This window comes from Halomonas sp. AOP27-A1-41, from assembly GCF_052378605.1.
GTDB lineage: Bacteria > Pseudomonadota > Gammaproteobacteria > Pseudomonadales > Halomonadaceae > Vreelandella > Vreelandella citrativorans.
In genome coordinates this window covers 26,991-41,645 of sequence record NZ_JBQSXT010000006.1, presented here as the reverse complement: position 1 = coordinate 41,645, position 14,655 = coordinate 26,991, and the positions used below count along the sequence as shown (strand labels likewise).

The 14,655-nt window shown below is 54.1% G+C and carries 11 protein-coding genes and 4 tRNA genes; 11 read left to right on the top strand and 4 right to left on the bottom strand.

Annotated elements, in window-relative coordinates:
* The first annotated feature begins 46 nt into the window (after positions 1–46).
* The 6 genes from ACT3TC_RS05955 to ACT3TC_RS05930 all read left to right on the top strand — a co-directional run bounded on the left by ACT3TC_RS05955 (position 47) and on the right by ACT3TC_RS05930 (position 6,210).
* Positions 47–988: a ribose-phosphate pyrophosphokinase gene (locus ACT3TC_RS05955; RefSeq protein ID WP_172117127.1), complete on the top strand. Its 942-nt coding sequence runs from the start codon at positions 47–49 to the stop codon at positions 986–988.
* Between the two features lie 96 nt (positions 989–1,084).
* Complete coding sequence (locus tag ACT3TC_RS05950) at positions 1,085–1,717, top strand: 50S ribosomal protein L25/general stress protein Ctc (protein WP_172117128.1); 633 nt, start codon at positions 1,085–1,087, stop codon at positions 1,715–1,717.
* A 197-nt stretch (positions 1,718–1,914) separates the two neighbouring features.
* On the top strand, positions 1,915–2,496 hold the full coding sequence (gene pth, locus ACT3TC_RS05945; protein ID WP_193054974.1) for an aminoacyl-tRNA hydrolase: 582 nt from the start codon (positions 1,915–1,917) through the stop codon (positions 2,494–2,496).
* Between the two features lie 82 nt (positions 2,497–2,578).
* Complete coding sequence (gene ychF / locus ACT3TC_RS05940) at positions 2,579–3,670, top strand: redox-regulated ATPase YchF (RefSeq protein ID WP_172117130.1); 1,092 nt, start codon at positions 2,579–2,581, stop codon at positions 3,668–3,670.
* Between the two features lie 185 nt (positions 3,671–3,855).
* Positions 3,856–6,057 (top strand): cation:proton antiporter, encoded by a 2,202-nt coding sequence (locus ACT3TC_RS05935; protein ID WP_444639469.1) that lies wholly within the window; start codon positions 3,856–3,858, stop codon positions 6,055–6,057.
* Between the two features lie 76 nt (positions 6,058–6,133).
* Positions 6,134–6,210, top strand: a tRNA-Met gene (locus tag ACT3TC_RS05930).
* Positions 6,211–6,282: 72 nt separating this feature from the next.
* On the opposite strand, the gene ACT3TC_RS05925 is transcribed toward ACT3TC_RS05930, so the two are convergent.
* On the bottom strand, positions 6,283–7,587 hold the full coding sequence (locus tag ACT3TC_RS05925) for a M18 family aminopeptidase (RefSeq protein ID WP_444627431.1): 1,305 nt from the start codon (positions 7,585–7,587) through the stop codon (positions 6,283–6,285).
* 137 nt (positions 7,588–7,724) lie between these two features.
* Between ACT3TC_RS05925 and ACT3TC_RS05920 the strand changes: the two genes are divergently transcribed.
* Entirely contained in the window at positions 7,725–9,812 is a 2,088-nt protein-coding gene (locus ACT3TC_RS05920) for a carboxy terminal-processing peptidase (protein ID WP_444639468.1), read from the top strand.
* A 279-nt stretch (positions 9,813–10,091) separates the two neighbouring features.
* Here ACT3TC_RS05920 and ACT3TC_RS05915 read toward each other — a convergent pair.
* The 3 genes from ACT3TC_RS05915 to ACT3TC_RS05905 all read right to left on the bottom strand — a co-directional run bounded on the left by ACT3TC_RS05915 (position 10,092) and on the right by ACT3TC_RS05905 (position 10,419).
* Positions 10,092–10,167, bottom strand: a tRNA-Asn gene (locus ACT3TC_RS05915).
* 54 nt (positions 10,168–10,221) lie between these two features.
* Positions 10,222–10,297, bottom strand: a tRNA-Asn gene (locus ACT3TC_RS05910).
* A gap of 46 nt (positions 10,298–10,343) precedes the next feature.
* Positions 10,344–10,419, bottom strand: a tRNA-Asn gene (locus ACT3TC_RS05905).
* 183 nt (positions 10,420–10,602) lie between these two features.
* Between ACT3TC_RS05905 and miaB the strand changes: the two genes are divergently transcribed.
* The 4 genes from miaB to ACT3TC_RS05885 all read left to right on the top strand — a co-directional run bounded on the left by miaB (position 10,603) and on the right by ACT3TC_RS05885 (position 14,652).
* Complete coding sequence (gene miaB / locus ACT3TC_RS05900; protein ID WP_444627430.1) at positions 10,603–11,946, top strand: tRNA (N6-isopentenyl adenosine(37)-C2)-methylthiotransferase MiaB; 1,344 nt, start codon at positions 10,603–10,605, stop codon at positions 11,944–11,946.
* A gap of 88 nt (positions 11,947–12,034) precedes the next feature.
* Complete coding sequence (locus ACT3TC_RS05895) at positions 12,035–13,126, top strand: PhoH family protein (RefSeq protein ID WP_444639467.1); 1,092 nt, start codon at positions 12,035–12,037, stop codon at positions 13,124–13,126.
* The gene (ybeY, locus tag ACT3TC_RS05890) at positions 13,123–13,587 is read left to right on the top strand and encodes an rRNA maturation RNase YbeY (protein WP_444639466.1); all 465 of its coding nucleotides are present in this window, start codon (positions 13,123–13,125) and stop codon (positions 13,585–13,587) included. The genes ACT3TC_RS05895 and ybeY overlap by 4 nt, the downstream gene beginning before the upstream one ends.
* A gap of 177 nt (positions 13,588–13,764) precedes the next feature.
* Positions 13,765–14,652, top strand: a complete 888-nt coding sequence (locus ACT3TC_RS05885; RefSeq protein WP_193053079.1) for an HlyC/CorC family transporter — start codon at positions 13,765–13,767, stop codon at positions 14,650–14,652.
* Positions 14,653–14,655: the final 3 nt, after the last annotated feature.

The following is a 14,655-nucleotide window of genomic DNA, read 5'->3' as shown; positions in this document are numbered from 1 at the left end:
TCTGCGTTTTCTCCCCTGATTCCAAACACTGCAAAGGTGGCTGCGCGTGTCAAAATTGATGGTTTTCACCGGGAACGCCAATCCCGAACTCGCTCAAAAGATTGCCGAGAGCTTGGACAGCCGCATGGGTAATGCCACGGTTGGTCAATTTAGCGACGGCGAAATCGCAGTCGAGATCAATGAGAACGTGCGCGGTAAGGACGTGTTTATCCTCCAGTCCACCTGTGCACCGACGAATGACAACCTGATGGAGCTGATCCTGATGGTTGATGCTCTGCGTCGTGCCTCAGCGGCGCGGATTACGGCGGTCGTGCCGTATTTCGGCTATGCCCGTCAGGATCGCCGCGTACGCTCTGCTCGTGTCCCTATTTCCGCTAAAGTGGTGGCGGACATGATGGTAAAAGCGGGTGTTGATCGCGTAATGACGATGGACCTGCACGCCGACCAAATCCAGGGTTTCTTCGATGTCCCGGTAGACAACGTCTACGGTTCGCCGATTCTTCTGGATGATATCGAGCGCCAAAACTACGCTGACTTGGTCGTGGTTTCACCCGACGTAGGCGGTGTCGTTCGTGCTCGTGCTATCGCCAAACAGCTGAATGCTGACCTTGCGATTATCGACAAGCGTCGCCCCCAAGCCAATCAGGCTCAGGTGATGCACATCATCGGTGAAATTGAAGGCCGTACTTGCGTAGTCGTTGACGACATGATCGACACCGCTGGTACGCTTTGCAAAGCCGGTGAAGCGCTGAAAGATCATGGCGCTGCACGCGTAGTGGCCTATGCGACACATCCGATCTTGTCCGGCCCTGCCGTTGACAACATCACCAACTCTGTACTGGACGAAGTTGTCGTGGCCGACACTATTCCGCTTGCTGACCATGCGCGTCGCAGTGGAAAAATTCGTCAGTTGAGCGTTGCCGGTTTGATTGCAGAAGCGATCCGTCGGGTTAGCAACGAAGAATCTGTTAGCGCGATGTTCCATTGATCGCCTAACGATATAGCCCCCTTCTGGGGCCTTGGAAACGTCGTCGTCTGGTCGCGGACAGCGGCGTTTTCTTACTTAAACCAAGAGGCAAATTACATGTCTGATTTTATCCTGAAAGCCAGCGTTCGTAACGACCTGGGGAAAGGTGCGAGCCGCCGCCTGCGTCGTGCGAACCAACAAGTACCGGCCGTTGTTTACGGCGGTGAAAAAGGCGCGCAATCAATCTCTGTAGAAAAAACTGCTTTCTACAAAGCGATTGAAGACGAAGTCTTCTTCTCCTCAGTAATCAAGCTGGTTATCGATGGTAAAGAAGAGCAAGTAGTGGTACGTGACCTTCAGCGTCACCCCTACAAGCCGCTTCTGACTCACGCTGACTTCCTGCGTGTTGACGCTACTCATGAAATCACCATGAACGTACCGCTTCACGTAATCAGCGAAGAAAAGTGTGTGGGCATCAAAGACCAGGGCGGCGAACTGCACGTACTGGCTAACGAAGTTGCCATCAGCTGCCTACCGAAAGACCTGCCTGACTACCTGGAAGTTGATATTTCCGAGGTTGAGCTGGGCACGATCCTGCACCTGTCTGACCTGACACTGCCGAAGGGCGTTTCCTCCGTTGACCTGTCTCACGGTGAGGAGCACAACCACGCCATTCTCAGCATTACGAAAGTTAAAGTACGTAATGACGAAGAAGCAGACGAAGGCGAAGAAGGCACCAGCGCTGAGTAAGGCCGATAAGGGTGCGCATCGCCTTAATGGCTGAATACGTACCTGGCCCGGGCCATGCTCGTATGGCCCGGGAATGATAAGATCAAGCGCTTCGGCGCTTGATTTTTTTTTGCGACTTGCCTTTTTGCAACTGCACCTCAAGCCGCCAATGACGCACGACGTCAAGAATACGCCCGGATTTTTTTGGAGGTAGGTCAATGAGTCAGGTAACGGCCCTGATAGGACTAGGCAACCCCGGCGCCGAGTATGATACCACCCGGCACAATGCGGGTTTCTGGCTGGTCGATGCCATTGCGCGCAGCGCCCATACCGAACTGCGCCCGGAAAAGAAGTTCCTCGGCCTGTATGCCAAGGCCCGCGTGGGCGACCATGAGCTTCATCTGCTCAACCCTACCACCTTCATGAACCGAAGCGGCGCCTCTGTGGCAGCGCTTACCCAGTTTTTTAAACTTGCCCCCGAGAATTTACTGGTCGCTCATGATGAGCTAGACCTCCCCCCGGGGCAGGCGCGCTATAAAACAGGCGGTGGCCACGGTGGTCATAACGGCCTGCGCGATATCATCAGCGCACTTGGCAACCAAAAGCAGTTCCACCGTCTACGCATAGGCATCGGCCACCCAGGTGAGGCACGTCAGGTCACCCACTACGTGCTTGGTCGGCCCGGCAAAGACGAGCAGGCGGCCATTGATCATGTGCTTAACGAGTGCGAAGCCACACTCCCGCTTGTACTTGATGGCGATTGGGCGAAAGCCATGAATCGCCTGCATAGCGTAAAATAGTTACTATCGATTTTTTTTCACTTTAGACCCGCGCTGAACACATCCTTTCGTTAGCGCGCGCCTAGCGGCCAGGAATGAACTTATGGGCTTTAACTGCGGTATCGTCGGCCTACCCAACGTAGGTAAATCCACGCTCTTCAATGCGTTGACAAAATCAGGCATTGATGCGGAAAACTTCCCGTTTTGTACGATAGAACCCAACGTAGGCATCGTTCCCATGCCTGACCCACGTTTGGACAAGCTGGCTGCGATCGTCAAACCTGAACGAGTCCTGCCCACGACCATGGAGTTTGTCGATATCGCAGGCCTCGTGGCAGGAGCCTCCAAGGGTGAAGGTCTGGGCAATAAATTTCTTGCCAACATTCGCGAAACCCAAGCGATTGCCCACGTGGTGCGCTGCTTTGATAACGACAACGTTATCCATGTTGCCAACCAGGTTGACCCTCGCGCCGACATCGAAACGATTAACCTTGAGCTTGCCCTGGCGGACCTGGATACCGTTGAGAAGGCCAGCCAGAGGCTCTTGCGTTCGGTCAAAGGCGGCGATAAGGAGGCCATCGCAACCAAAGCCATCCTCGACAAGATTGAGCCACACCTGGCCGAAGGCCACCCATTGCGCAGTTTTGGTCTGGATGAGGACGAAAAGCGTCAGGTGAAAAGCTTTGGTTTTTTAACCCTAAAGCCCACCATGTACATCGCTAACGTCAATGAAGACGGGTTTGAGAACAACCCTTACCTGGATATCGTTAAAGAAATAGCTGCCGAAGAAGGCGCCGTCGTAGTGCCCGTCTGCAACCAGCTGGAAGCTGAAATCGCTGAGCTGGAAGATGAAGAACGCGCCATGTTCCTGGGTGAGATGGGCATGGAAGAGCCCGGCCTTGACCGCGTTATTCGCGCAGGTTATGCCCTACTGGGCCTGCAAACCTACTTCACTGCAGGCGTAAAAGAAGTCCGCGCATGGACAGTAAAACAGGGCGCTACGGCCCCAGAGTCTGCTGGCGCTATCCATACTGACTTCCAGAAAGGCTTTATCCGCGCAGAAGTGATCGCCTATGACGATTTTGTCTCACTGGGCGGTGAGCAAGGTGCTAAAGATGCGGGCAAATGGCGTCTGGAAGGCAAAGAGTACATTGTGAAAGATGGTGATGTGGTGCACTTCCGGTTTAACGTTTAATTGACCACCCCGTAACCTGCTAGCTCCTGCCATGGGCGCACTCCTGCGCCCATGGCAATTTGTCTCTTCATCTGCCACCTTCAGGCAACGCCCCTACCCCTTTTTTCTTAATTTTTCAGTGGCATCCTACGCCCAGCCGACTAATACTGAGGCATCCGAGCTTATTCAACCGGAAGCTGATACCTATGGAAACACTGTACAAAGTGCTGTTACTTGGCAGCCTGATGCTTATGATCATTGCGCTGGTGCAACGGCTCTCTGCGCGTACGGCGTTTCCTGAAGCAACGCTGCTGGCGTTAACAGGCATCACCCTGGGGCTCTCTTACGCGACCCTGTCGACATTATGGCCTGCCATAGATCTCTTTGATCCTCTCTTATCAGCATCCTTGCCTGCTGAAATTTATCTGTGGATTTTTCTCCCCCCGCTGTTGTTCCAGGCAGCGCTTAGTGTCGATGTTCGTGAAATGGTGCCTGATGCAGCGCCTATTTTACTCCTTGCGGTAGTGGCTGTTTTCGTTGCTACAGGTATGGTGGGCCTGTCTATATGGCTGCTAGGCGCAGCAGCGCTGCCTGTTGGGCTGTTACTTGGCGCCGTCATCGCGACAACTGACCCATCCGCCGTCATTGCCATTTTCCGTAACGTTGGAGCACCTCCACGGCTAATCCGTCTAGTGGAAGGCGAGAGCCTGCTAAATGATGCGGCCGCAATCGCGATTGTCAGCGTGCTACTCGCCTCACTTACCGACCATGTCGCTACCACTGCGCTACAGGTGGCCGGAATGCTAGCGTTATCCCTGGGCGGCGGTTTGATCCTTGGCGCTATCATCGGGCGTATCGGTGCAGAGGCACTCGCTCTTATCGGTAACGATGGCAAAGCGCAGATAGCCATCACGCTTTCTCTGCCATACCCCACCTACCTGCTGGGCGAAAGTTTCGGTGTTTCGGGGGTTGTCGCCGTCGTAGCCGCAGGCCTGGTGCTCAACGGTTTAGGCAGAACGCGGACGTCGCCCGCCAATTGGGAATACCTGCAACTTCTCTGGGTGCAAATTGCCTCCGTCGCGGGTGCCATGGTGTTTTTGCTCGCCATGCTGCAAGTGCCAAAAATGCTGGAAGGGATGACTCTTGCGTGGCTACCGTTACTCGTAACGATTATTCTGGCGACCTTACTGGCACGCCTCCTCGTTCTATTTGGCTTTCTGCCGCTGTTGAATCGACTCAAGCTTTCAACCCCGATCAGCGCAAGCTATAAGCTGGCTATCACCTGGGGAGGACTACGTGGCGCGGTCACACTCGTACTTGCGCTCGGCGTTGCAGAGCAAACAGCGCTTTCAGCAGACGTTCGCCATTTTGTTGCTATCCTGGCCACCGGCTTTGTACTATTCAGCCTACTGGTTAATGGAACCAGTCTTCAGGCGGTCATTCGCAAGTTAAAGCTTGATCAGCTAAACCCTTACGATAAAGCGCTTCAGCAACAGGCTATTCATCTTTCGACCATTGAGGTTGAAAGCGCGGTACAACGCACAGCGCAGAACTTCAACATTGACCCCTCCATCACCGATGATGTCATTGCTAAATTTCGTCGTGATATGGCCATCGAGACGGCCCCTTTCGCGCTTGACCAAGCGCTACCTGAGCGAGACCGTATGGCAATTGCGCTGGTGACGCTGGCTGTTCGAGAGCGCGATCTTATTCCGCGCTACGGAAACGGCGTCACCAGCATCCATAACCTGGATACGATGATGCGCGCCAGCGGCAGAACCATTGATGCGGCTCGCTCAGAGGGCCGCTTGGGTTATAACAGAGAAACACGGAAAATAACCTCACACACTCGCTGGATTAAGCTGTGCACCTTTCTTCACCAGCATATGAGGATTCGCTGGCCGCTGACACGTCTGCTATCTAACCGTTTTGAGCTATTAATTTGCCACAGGGCGGTACTAGAAGAGTTGCGCCATTACACGACACAGCGGCTAACCCCGCTATTCGGTCAGCGCATGGCTGAATTACTTGATGAGGTGCTCAATATAAGGATCAGCGCTGTCGACCAAGCAATACGTGAGACGGAAGCAAAGTTTGGTCGTCACGCCTACCAACTTGAGCAGCGCATGTTACGCCTTTATGCGTTGCGACGAAGTGCTGAAAGCATGGAAGAAATGGTAAAAGACCGCTTAATCTCTCAAGAGGTTTTCGACGATATACAGCGTGGTTTACATCGCATTTGGCACAAGGCAACTGACCGTCCCAGCCTTTCCGGGCACGATTACGAGCACTCTCCCAAGCACTCTCCCAAGCCCCCTCACAAGTTCACTGACAAGCCATCAGGGAACAGCCACTCCCTACCCAATGTAACGCCACCAGACAAACAACCTCAAAAAGACAACGAGTAACTACCTGGGCATCGCGCTTATTACGTTAAAATATTGACGAGCGGAAAAAAGCTGTTAATATACGCCCCCGTTGAAAGGCTACGTAGCTCAGCTGGTTAGAGCACATCACTCATAATGATGGGGTCCCCTGTTCAAATCAGGGCGTAGCCACCAACACCGAATAGCAAAAGGCCCGCTGACTTAGTCAGCGGGCCTTTTTCGTTGTTGGGCGTTATCTAGTGCGCATCAACCAAGCGTCGGCCGATTCAGAAACACTTTCAATGCTCGGGTTAGGTATTCCACGTCACGCGTACCCGCCGTTTCACGGATAGAGTGCATGGCCCACTGTGGCACGCCGATATCCAGCGTAGGCACGCCAAGCTCCGTCGCCGTAATCGGCCCAATGGTACTACCGCAACCCATATCCGCCCGCGTCACAAACGACTGTACCGGCACGTCGGCTTCGCGACACACATCACGAAATAGCGCACCGGTTACGCTATTGGTGGCGTAGCGCTGGCTGGCATTCACCTTGATAACCGGGCCGCCGTTAATGGCGGGGCCATGCTGCTCATCATGCTTATCGCGAAAGTTAGGATGCAACGCATGCGCATTGTCACAGGAAATCATCAGCGATGACTGAATCAACTGAATCAGCGACTCCTCGCTGCCCTCTCCTACCTGCGCATTGATGCGCTTAAGCACATCGCCCAGGAACGGCCCCTGCGCACCACAAGCGCTCGCACTACCCACCTCTTCGTGATCGTTCGCCACTAACAACGCCCCCTGGCTACCATCACTTTCGAGCAAGGCCTCCATGCCAATAAAACAGGAGAGCAGATTGTCCAGCCGCGCACTAGCGATGAGCTCTTGCTTAACCCCTACGAGCGAAGGCGGCTGCACATCGTAAAAACCCAGTTCAAAATCCACCACCTCAGCGGAGCGCACACCGTGCTGCTCCTCAAGCCAAGCGGCCAGCAATTCAGAAAGCTTGGTGCTATCGCTTTGCAGTAGTACCGGCGCCATTTGCGTTTGCGGATTAATAGCACGGCCCGAATTCACGTCGCGATCCAGATGGATGGCCAGGTTCGGCACCATCGCAATAGGCCGGTCAACATTCAGCAGCAGGCTTTCCAGCCGCCCGTCCGCATGGCGCACATGTACGCGCCCGGCTAATCCTAAATCACGGTCAAACCAGGGCGCCAACAGTACGCCCCCATACACCTGCACGCCAAGCTGCAACCAACCTGCCGAGTGCTGAGTGGCGTTGGGCTTTAAGCGCAATCCGGGGCTATCCGTATGCGCGCCCAGCATACGCAAGCTTTTAAGCGTATCGCTTGGCAACTGAAAGGCGATAATGGAAGAATCATTGCGCGTAACGTAATAGCGCTGCCCAGGCGCCAGCTGCCAATTAGCTGTCTCGTGGAGGCGCTGAAAACCTGCTTTCTCCAAGCGTTCGGCCATTGCCTTCGTTGCATGCCAAGGCGTGGGCGACTGGCGCAGAAAATCACATAACCGCGTTAGCCGATCGGCGTTGAAAGCTTCGGACATGGAAATCCTCATAACAGTAATGATTGAGTCTCATAGAGCAAACGACCTGCTACAATGCCCCCTGGCCTATGCAACACATAGGTCACAAGCAGGTCTAGGGAAGAATGAGTGTACACAAATCCGGGAGAGCTTGACTGATGAGCTTGTTTGCAACGCTTTCGCGCTCGGTCGCCCTTGCCGTGATGCTGGTCGTTACCAGCCCGGCAGTTATGGCGCAAATTGCGCCGACCGACGAACAACGCCAAGCGGCAGTAGAAATTGCGGATGCGCTCCGCTACGGCCACTACGCCAACATAACGTTTGATGAGCAGTGGTCACAGGAGGCCTTCCAACGCTACCTGGATATCCTCGATGGTCAACGCGCTTATTTACTGAATCGCGATATAGAGCCCTACCGCCATTATGAAAATGATATGGCTGAAGCACTCTTTAACGGCGATTTGGATGATGCTTACGCGCTTTATAACCAGCTAAGCGAGCGTAATATTGCGCGGGTTGAATGGCTGCTTGCACGTCTTGATGAAGGCCTATCGTTTAGCTTTGATAGCGATGAGCGCCTGGAAGTTGATCGCGAAAATGCTCCCTGGGCCACCCGCGAGAGCGAACTTGATGAGCTATGGCGCAAGCGGTTAAAAAATGACGCGCTAACGCTCGCACTTACCGACCAGGATGACGAGCAGATAGTCGATAACCTGCGCCAGCGCTATGAAGGCCAGCTTAGTCGCCTACGCCAAACCGAATCAGAAGATGTCTTCGGCTTGATAATGGCAGCGGTCACCAGCACGATTGATCCACATACCGGCTACCTCTCACCACGCCAAAGCGAATCTTTTGACATCCAGATGAGCCTCTCGCTGGAAGGCATTGGCGCGCTACTGCAGGCCGATGGCGAATACGTGAAAGTAGCAAGTCTGGTGCCCGGCGGCCCTGCTGACCGTGCAGATGTCCTGGAACCAGCCGACCGCATTATTGCGGTTGGCCAGGAAGAGGGCGAAATGGTCAACGTTGTGGGCATGCGCTTGGACAACGTCGTTGACTTGATTCGTGGCCCCAAAGGCTCCGTCGTCCGCCTGGATATCGTGCCCGCCCAAGCGGTGGACATGACCCGCTCGCATATTGTCGAGATCACCCGCGATACGGTAAGCCTTGAAGACCAAGCGGCCCATGGCGAAGTGATCAACGTTGAGCGAGACGGTGAATCCCATCCCATTGGGGTCATTAACATTCCTACTTTCTATGTTGATTTTGACGCCTGGCAGGCGGGCGAAGAGGAGTATCGCAGCACCACACGCGATGTCGCCCGTGAAGTCGAGCGCCTAAAAGAGCAAGGCGTAGAAGGCATTGTGCTGGATCTGCGTAATAACGGCGGCGGCGCGCTTCAAGAGGCTAACTCGCTGATTGGCTTGTTTATTGACCGAGGCCCCACAGTACAGGTACGTGACGCTCAAGGGCGCATTCAGCTCTATGGCGATACCAGCGCAGGCACACTCTACGATGGTCCGCTGACCGTGCTGGTCAACCGCCTTTCCGCCTCTGCCTCGGAAATCTTTGCAGGCGCTATTCAGGATTATGGTCGCGGCCTGGTAGTAGGCTCATCAACCTTTGGCAAAGGTACCGTACAAACGCTGAACGACCTAAGCCATGGGCAGATCAAGCTGACCCGCGCCAAGTTTTACCGCATCACCGGTAAAAGCACGCAAAACCGTGGGGTTGAGCCTGACATTAGCTTCCCGAGCTTAATCGACCCAGAACGGATCGGTGAAAGCAGCCTGGATAACGCCCTTGGCTGGGATACTGTTCAAGATGTTCAGTATCGTCGCTATGGAACGCCGGAAGCCTTTATAGACGCACTGAACACCCAACACGCAGCGCGCGCCAAAGAGAACCCCAACTTCCGCTATGTTGAGCGCCAGTCCACGCTGGCCCGCCAGCTACGTGAGCAGCACACCAGCGTGAGCCTGAACCGCGAGCAGCGCCAGCGTGAGCTTGAGGCCCAAGAGGCCGAGCAGCTTTCGCTAGAGAACCAGCGTCGCCGGGCACTCAAACTGCCAGAACTAGACGAGTGGATGGATGCACGCCTGGAAAGCAGCGAACCCAGTGACGATGCTGACAAAAACGGAGAGGATGAAGGCATGCCCGCTGATCGCGCTCCCGTACTAGAAGCCGCAGAAATCCTGCTGGATTACGCGCAATTTCAACAAGCCCAGCGAATGACGACACGCTAAATAACCATTGATCGCTGTATGACGCCGACCTTTTAGGTCGGCGTTTTTTTACGCATGACTTCTGACCCGCCAGATACGCGAAATCAACCCAATACCGTTAGGCAGCGGGGCCAATACTTTTACAGGGGTTAATAACGACCTGGAGAAGATAAAGGCTTAAAGAGGTAATAAAGGTTTGAAGAGGTAATAAAAATCAGGGGAGCTAGAAAACAGACCGAAGTACGCTTTTCAGAACCAGGCACAAAGGAAGCACCCTGTGAATCTAAAAAGGCAAGTAGATGGCTCCTCGAACAGGACTCGAACCTGTGACCCAATGATTAACAGTCATTTGCTCTACCAACTGAGCTATCGAGGAATAACGCGCTACCTATAGCAGGCTATGCCGAAACAGGTAGTAAAATAGTCAGCTTGGCTCCTCGAACAGGACTCGAACCTGTGACCCAATGATTAACAGTCATTTGCTCTACCAACTGAGCTATCGAGGAACATCTTAAGCTATTGTGTTTTAAGCAGAACCAACCTGTAAAGTGTTGGCTCCTCGAACAGGACTCGAACCTGTGACCCAATGATTAACAGTCATTTGCTCTACCAACTGAGCTATCGAGGAACTTCTCAAACACGGTGCGTAGTATACTGATTTAGAGACTAAGGTCAAGTATCGATTATTGGGGAATGCTAGCCCCCGGTTTCTTGTGCCCGTATAATAGGATTATTCAACAGTAGCCTACGCTGCTAAAACGATACCCCATTCATTCCTCGTCCCCCGACGACCCATAGACGACAGGTACCGATGGCGAAGAAGCTCTTCATCAAAACGCACGGCTGCCAAATGAACGAGTACGACTCCTCCCGTATGGCGGATCTACTCGGTGAATCTCACCAGCTTGAACTCACCGACAATGAGAAGGAAGCCGATGTCATCCTTCTTAACACCTGTTCAATTCGTGAGAAGGCTCAGGAGAAAGTGTTTCATCAGCTGGGGCGCTGGAAAAAGCTAAAAGACGCCAACCCGGACCTGGTAATTGGCGTAGGCGGCTGCGTGGCAAGCCAGGAAGGCGATGCACTGCGTAAGCGTGCGCCCTTCGTGGATATGATTTTCGGCCCGCAGACGCTGCACCGTGTGCCCTCCATGCTGGATGCGCGCAGCAACAATCAAATTGCCGCCGTAGACGTAACGTTCCCGGAAATCGAGAAGTTTGATCACCTGCCCCAGCCCAAGTCAGATGGCGCCACGGCCTTTGTCTCGATCATGGAAGGCTGCTCCAAATACTGCACCTTCTGCGTGGTGCCCTATACCCGCGGAGAAGAGGTCTCGCGTCCGTTTGAGAAGGTGATGGATGAAGTTATCCACTTGGCCGATCAAGGGGTACGCGAAGTCAACCTTCTGGGCCAAAACGTTAACGCCTACCGAGGCGACAACGACGACGGTGATGAAATTGATCTTGCCGAGCTGATTGCCTGCATCGCTGCAGTAGATGGCATTGACCGCATACGCTTTACCACCTCGCATCCGGTTGAGTTCACCGACAGCCTGGTGGATGCATTTGCAGACATCCCGGAACTGGTCAGCCACCTGCACCTGCCGGTGCAATCGGGTTCCGACCGGATTCTCAGCGCCATGAAGCGTGGCCATACTGCCGAAGAGTACATTGAGAAGATGGAGCGCGTGCGCGCTAACCGTCCGGATATCAGCTTCTCATCAGACTTCATTATCGGCTTCCCAGGTGAAACCGAGGAAGACTTTGAAGCCACGATGAATCTGATCCACCGGATTGGTTTCGATCACTCGTTTAGTTTTGTGTACTCGGCGCGCCCGGGCACCCCCGCCTCAGGCCTGCCGGATGACACCCCGGAAAGCGTCAAGAAGCAGCGTCTGGCGATTCTGCAAGAGCGCATTCTGCAGAATGTGGCCCAGATCAGCCGCCGCATGGTGGGGTCTACCCAGCGCATTCTGGTCACCGGCTTTTCACCTAAAGACCCCGGCCAACTCTCTGGGCGCACGGAGAATAACCGCGTGGTTAACTTCCGTGCGGCTAACCCTACCGAGCTAATCGGCTACTTTGTGGATGTTGAGATCACTGAGGCATTCCCCAACTCGCTGCGCGGCGAGCTCGCCTCCCCCGAGCGTTACTGACCGCTATCTTATCTTAGGTAATTGCCCCAACCCCGGTTGGGGCAGTAAGCTGGGTGTCTACACACATTAACTGACGGATTTCCTACTCTTGAGCCAGCCATCACCTCAGGCCAATCGCATTATCACCCTAAGCCTTGAACCCAATGACCCACAGCGGCTTGCCAGCCTAAGTGGCCAGCAGGACGAGCATCTAAAGCTGATTGAGAGCCGCTTGGACGTGACTTTGCGCAACCGGGGCAATATGTTTCAGCTGGCCGGTGCTGCCAACCGCATCAAAGCGGCGGCTAACGTGCTTGAGCACCTCTACCGCGAAACGGCGGTGGATGATCTTTCGGCAGATACCGTGCACCTGTTCCTGCAAGAGTCTGGCCTGGAAGCACTAGAAGACGAGCAGGACGGAGAAGGCAGCCCCGATGACGTGGTAATGCGCACGCCGCGCACCATGATCAAGCCGCGCGGCTTGAACCAGCAGCGCTACGTCACCAGCATCCGCGAGCACGATATTAACTTCGGCATCGGGCCAGCCGGCACCGGCAAAACGTATCTGGCGGTAGCAGCAGCGGTTGAAGCGCTTAACCAACAGGAAGTGCGCCGCATCTTACTGGTACGCCCAGCGGTTGAAGCGGGTGAAAAACTCGGCTTTTTGCCTGGTGATCTAGCCCAAAAGATCGACCCGTACCTGCGCCCGCTGTACGACGCGCTGTACGAGATGATCGGTTTTGAACAAGTGGCCAAGCTCATCGAGCGCCAAGTGATTGAAATAGCGCCGCTGGCCTATATGCGCGGTCGCACGCTGAATAATTCGTACATCATTTTGGACGAAAGCCAGAACACCACGCCGGAGCAGATGAAAATGTTCCTGACCCGGATCGGTTTTGGCTCAACGGCCGTGATCACCGGGGATATCACCCAGGTCGACCTTCCTCGTGGGCAGCGCTCTGGCTTGTCCCAGGTACTTGACGTACTGAAAGATACGCCAGGCATCGGCGTTACCCACTTTGCCGCCAAGGATGTCGTACGCCACCCCTTGGTGCAGCGCATTATCGAAGCCTACGACGAATTCGAGTCGCAGCAGGAAGTGGAAGAGCGTGCCCGCCGTGAAGTACGCCAGCAAGAGCGCGAGGCACGCCTTCAGGGGCGCGAACAGCCTCAGGAACGATGGGGAGATACATCACGTTGAACAATATCGTGATTGATCGACAGGCCGCTATTGATGAACCGCTGCTGCCCACGCTTGAACAGCTCACCCTCTGGGTGGGCTGTGTGTTTTCTCATCACCCGGATGATGAGCGCCAAGAGCTTACGATCCGCTTTGTGGACGAGCAAGAAAGCCAAGCCTTAAACCGCGATTATCGCGGCAAAGACAAGCCCACCAATGTGCTATCGTTCCCATTTGAAAACCCGCCGGGGCTCACGCTACCGCTGCTCGGCGATTTGATTATTTGTCATGCCGTTGTGGTAAAAGAGGCGGGCGAGCAACAGAAGCCGTTAGCGCATCACTATGCGCACATGGTCGTTCATGGCACGCTTCATTTAATGGGTTATGACCATATTGAAGATGAAGAGGCAGAAGAGATGGAGCAGCTAGAGCGTACGCTGCTTGCTGAGCTGGGCATCTCTGACCCTTACCATGTGCCATGACACTGACACTGACAACGCGCAGGGAAGAAACCGTTCATTGATGCAAGGCAAGAGGCATAGTGCAACATAGCGCCCTGTACCAGGGGGACACCGCCTTGTTGGCACCCTGTTTTTTGTTGATACTAGATTTAGGCACGTTACGACACCTGTCTGCCCCGTAAACAAGAGATTTGACGCATGAGCGAAGACCGATCGAGCAATCCTAATCAAAAATCCTGGCTCGAGAAACTCTTTGGCGCCCTTACCGGAGATACCGACGAACCCAGTTCACGCGCTGAACTGATGACGTTTTTACGCCATACCGCTGGGAAACTGAAGCTGGATCAGGACGCCATCATGATTATTGAAGGTGCGCTTGAAATTAGCGATCGACAGGTTCGAGAAGTATTAATACCCCGCTCTCAGGTATCAGCCATAACGCTGGACCAAACGCGTGATGGCTATTTACCGCTTATCCAGGAAACCGGTCACTCCCGCTATCCTGTGATTGGCGAGAATCTGGATGATGTTAAAGGGATATTGCTGGTAAAAGACTTGCTTCCTTTACTGTCGCAAACCCAGGAAAGCCGGGACGCCTTCAAACTGGAAGATGTTCTCCGTCCGGCCATGTTTATTCCAGAGTCGAAACGACTTAACAGCCTGCTCAAAGAGTTTCGTGATACGCACAACCACATGGCCATTGTGGTAGATGAGTATGGCGGTACTGCCGGCATTATTACGATTGAAGACATTCTGGAACAAATCGTGGGTGATATTGAAGACGAGCACGATACCGACGAAGAGGACGATATCCGTACGCTGGAAAACGGCCACTTTGCTATTCGCGCCCTCACCCCCATCGAAGACTTTAACGAACGCTTTGGCACCGAATTCTCTGATGATGAATTCGATACCGTGGGCGGCCTGGTGATGCAGCAATTTGGTCATTTGCCCGGGCGCAGCGAGCATACTCGCTTCGGCGGCTGGCACTTTGTCATCCTGAATGCAGATAACCGGCGCATCCGCTTATTAGAGGCCTATCGTGAAAGCGATGGCGAAAGCCTCGAACCTCAAAAAAACGACTAGCAG

Bases quoted from the DNA above. Each gene is read 5' to 3' on its own strand.
- miaB (WP_444627430.1), top strand. From the start codon at position 10,603: ATGGCGAAGAAGCTCTTCATCAAAACGCACGGCTGCCAAATGAACGAG.
- ACT3TC_RS05920 (WP_444639468.1), top strand. From the start codon at position 7,725: ATGAGCTTGTTTGCAACGCTTTCGCGCTCGGTCGCCCTTGCCGTGATG.
- ychF (WP_172117130.1), top strand. From the start codon at position 2,579: ATGGGCTTTAACTGCGGTATCGTCGGCCTACCCAACGTAGGTAAATCC.
- ACT3TC_RS05950 (WP_172117128.1), top strand. From the start codon at position 1,085: ATGTCTGATTTTATCCTGAAAGCCAGCGTTCGTAACGACCTGGGGAAA.
- ACT3TC_RS05925 (WP_444627431.1), bottom strand. From the start codon at position 7,587: ATGTCCGAAGCTTTCAACGCCGATCGGCTAACGCGGTTATGTGATTTT.
- ACT3TC_RS05885 (WP_193053079.1), top strand. From the start codon at position 13,765: ATGAGCGAAGACCGATCGAGCAATCCTAATCAAAAATCCTGGCTCGAG.
- ACT3TC_RS05935 (WP_444639469.1), top strand. From the start codon at position 3,856: ATGGAAACACTGTACAAAGTGCTGTTACTTGGCAGCCTGATGCTTATG.
- pth (WP_193054974.1), top strand. From the start codon at position 1,915: ATGAGTCAGGTAACGGCCCTGATAGGACTAGGCAACCCCGGCGCCGAG.